This window comes from Streptomyces alkaliphilus, assembly GCF_014141535.1.
Lineage (GTDB): Bacteria > Actinomycetota > Actinomycetes > Streptomycetales > Streptomycetaceae > Streptomyces > Streptomyces alkaliphilus.
Window position 1 is genome coordinate 1 of the sequence record NZ_VKHT01000601.1, and the last position, 3,244, is coordinate 3,244.

4 protein-coding genes are annotated in these 3,244 nt (G+C 70.8%); 3 read left to right on the forward strand and 1 reads right to left on the reverse strand.

Going from position 1 to position 3,244, the window contains the following annotated elements; all coding sequences use genetic code 11:
- The first annotated feature begins 92 nt into the window (after positions 1–92).
- Positions 93–620, forward strand: coding sequence for a peptidylprolyl isomerase (locus FNQ90_RS17275; protein WP_143617683.1), 528 nt, complete (start codon positions 93–95; stop codon positions 618–620).
- Positions 621–822: 202 nt separating this feature from the next.
- The gene (locus FNQ90_RS17280; RefSeq protein ID WP_182607208.1) at positions 823–1,743 is read left to right on the forward strand and encodes a rhomboid family intramembrane serine protease; all 921 of its coding nucleotides are present in this window, start codon (positions 823–825) and stop codon (positions 1,741–1,743) included.
- 324 nt (positions 1,744–2,067) lie between these two features.
- On the opposite strand, the gene crgA is transcribed toward FNQ90_RS17280, so the two are convergent.
- On the reverse strand, positions 2,068–2,331 hold the full coding sequence (gene crgA / locus FNQ90_RS17285) for a cell division protein CrgA (protein ID WP_143617687.1): 264 nt from the start codon (positions 2,329–2,331) through the stop codon (positions 2,068–2,070).
- Positions 2,332–2,451: 120 nt separating this feature from the next.
- Here crgA and FNQ90_RS17290 point away from each other — a divergent pair, with 120 nt between their 5' ends.
- Positions 2,452–3,213, forward strand: coding sequence for a DUF881 domain-containing protein (locus tag FNQ90_RS17290; protein ID WP_182607209.1), 762 nt, complete (start codon positions 2,452–2,454; stop codon positions 3,211–3,213).
- Positions 3,214–3,244 lie beyond the last annotated feature (31 nt).

Here is a 3,244-nt window from a genome sequence, read left to right on the forward strand (position 1 = left end):
CGGTGGGTCCCGAGGGGGGTCGGCCGACATGGCAGTATCGGGTGCCGTCACCGCAAGGACGACGGCACCGCACAACCGACGGAAGGTATGACGTGGCCGAGAAGCTGTACGCCACCATCACGACCAATCACGGGCCCATCCGGGTGGAGCTGTTCCCCCACCACGCCCCGAAGACGGTGAAGAACTTCGTGGAGCTGGCCGAGGGCACCCGCGAGTGGACCCACCCGGCCACCGGCACCAAGGCCGCCGCCAAGCTCTACGACGGCACCGTCTTCCACCGGGTGATCAGCGGCTTCATGATCCAGGGCGGCGACCCGCTGGGCAACGGCACCGGTGGCCCCGGCTACGAGTTCGCCGACGAGATCCACCCCGACCTGGCCTTCACCAAGCCCTACCTGCTGGCGATGGCCAACGCGGGCCCGGGCACCAACGGTTCGCAGTTCTTCATCACCGTGGGCCCGACCACCTGGCTGACCGGCAAGCACACCATCTTCGGCGAGGTCGCCGACGAGGCCGGTCGGAAGGTCGTGGACACCATCGCGGGCACCCCGACCGACGCCCGCACCGACCGGCCGCTGCAGGACGTGGTGGTCGAATCGGTCACCATCGAGCGCGCCTGAGGACGGGTGGTCCCGGTGGGACCGCCCGGCCCGGGAGGGGCGGACGCCGTCGGCGTCCGCCCCTCCCGGCGTTCCGGGTCCGGGAAGGGACCGACCGGAAGCCGGGAGAACGCCGGGGAACGCCGGAGAACAAGCCGGCACGCGAATCACGGCGGAAAACGTAGGATCGACAGTCGGGTCGACACGCGGCGAGAGGGAGGCCATGGCGGATCAGGGACCCCCCGAGGGACCGCGGGGACCGGATGCGGGACGCTCCGAGCACCCCGGGTCGGGGCTCGCCGTCTGCTACCGGCACCCCGAGCGGGAGACCGGCATCCGCTGCACCCGCTGCGAGCGCCCCATCTGTCCGGACTGCATGGTGGACGCCTCCGTGGGCTACCACTGTCCGGAGTGCGTGCGGGCCGCGGCTGCCGCGGCCCGCGGCAGCCGGCCCCGGACCCTGGCCGGCGGGACCGTGCAGGCGGACCCGCGGCTGGTCACCAAGATCCTGCTGGCCCTCAACCTGATCGTCTTCATCGGGGTGTTGGGCGCCGGCACCCCCCTGGTGCGCGACCTGGCGATGCTGGGGTACGCGCGCACCGGGGCCTGGGACACCTCCACCATCGGGGTGGCGTCGGGTGAGTGGTACCGGCTGCTGACCTCGGCCTTCCTGCACCAGCAGTTCTGGCACATCGGCTTCAACATGCTGGCGCTGTGGTTCCTGGGACCGAACCTGGAGGCGGCCCTGGGCCGGGCCCGCTTCCTGACGCTGTACCTGCTCTCCGCCCTGGCGGGCAGCACATTGTCCTACCTGCTCGCGGCCCCGAACCAGCTGTCGCTGGGGGCCTCCGGGGCGATCTTCGGCCTGTTCGGGGCGATGGCGGTGCTGTTGCGCCGGCTGCGCTACGACATGCGCCCGATCCTGGTGCTGCTGGTGATCAACCTGGTCATCACCTTCATGCCCGGGCTGAACATCGCCTGGCAGGCGCACCTGGGCGGCCTGATCGCCGGCGCGGTGATCGCGTGGGCGATGGTGCACGCGCCCCGGGAGCGGCGGGCCCTCGTGCAGTACGGCACCTGCGCGGCGGTCGGCCTGGTGCTGCTGGTGGCTTGCGTGCTGCGCACTCTCCACCTGCTCGGCTGAGACCCGCTTCCCCCGGGTCCCGGGTCGTCCGCCGGCGGGCCGTCACCGGGCCGGCGGAGCCTCCCGACCAGCCCGAACACGGTCCCGGAGTGCCGGGTTATCCACAGCCAACGCCCTGGCCGGGCATGCCATGTGGATGATCACACCGGTTGTCCACACCGCCCGGAAATCCTTCGAATCGGACGTTTTCGCAGGCGAACAGGGGTGCGAGGGGATTCGTGGGCTCGTGCGAACCACCCCCGGGAGACCTCACCACAGGGGGTTATCCACAGCTCGACGGAAGATCACACGATCTGTGGATAACCCCCGGGGGGCACCCGGGCGCTACTTCCACTGGGTGGAGACGACGAACCCGCCGGCGATGAAGCCGAAGCCCACGACGATGTTCCAGTTGCCCAGCGCGCTCACAGGCAGGCTGCCCTCGGTGATGTAGAACACCACGATCCAGGCCAGGCCCACTCCGAACAGCACGAGCATCAGCGGCGCGACCCAGTTGCGACCGGAGGTCATGTCCAACTTCGCGGTCTGCTGCTTCTCGGGCTTCGCGGCGGAGCCGTCCTTCTTCTTGCGGATCCGGGACTTCGGCACGAGAGGTCTCCTGTCGGGTGCGCTGCCCGGGGGCAGCGGGCGGCAGGTTGCCGCGGGTACGTGGTGGTGGATAGTCCGTTAGCGTAGTGGTTCGAACGGTCGGGAAGGGAGCAGGGTGCAGTGAACCGCTTCTTCCCGCGCCTCCCCCGCCGCTTCCGGGTCCGCCCGGGAAGCCCGGGAACCCTCCTCGTCTTCACCCTCGCCGGGCTCCTCTTCTGGACCGCGTTCAGCGTCTCCCGGGGCGCCGACCTCCGGAAGGACGACCCACTGCTCCAATTGTCGGACCTCGTCCGCGACCGGGGGCGGGAGAACACCCGGCAGGAGGAGATCACCGGCCGGTTGCGCGAGGACGTGCGCGCGCTCCGCGAATCCGACACCGGCGTCACCGACGCCGAGATCCGCGCCCTGGAACGCGCCGAGGAGGCCGCCGGACTCACGGAACTCTCCGGCACCGGCCTGACCGTCACCCTCACCGACGCGCCGCCGGACGCCGTCCCCCTGGTCTCCTGGGCCCCCGAGCCGAACCCCAACGACCTCGTCATCCACCAGCAGGACCTCCAGGCCGTGGTCAACGCCCTGTGGGAGGGCGGGGCCCTGGGCGTGCAGGTGATGGACCAACGACTGATCTCCACCAGCGCCGTGCGCTGCGTGGGCAACACCCTGATCCTCCAGGGACGGCTGTACTCCCCGCCCTACACCATCACCGCCGTCGGGGAACGGGAGGACCTGCTCCGCGCCCTCGACGAGTCCCCCGCCATCGGCGTCTACCGGCGGTACGTGGACGCCTACGGGCTGGGGTGGAAGGTGGACGAGCACTCCTCGATCACCCTCCCGGGCTGGAACGGCACCACCGAACTCCAGCACGCCCGCCCCGTGGAGTGACCCGGGGTCGCGGCCCCGGGCGGGCGTGATC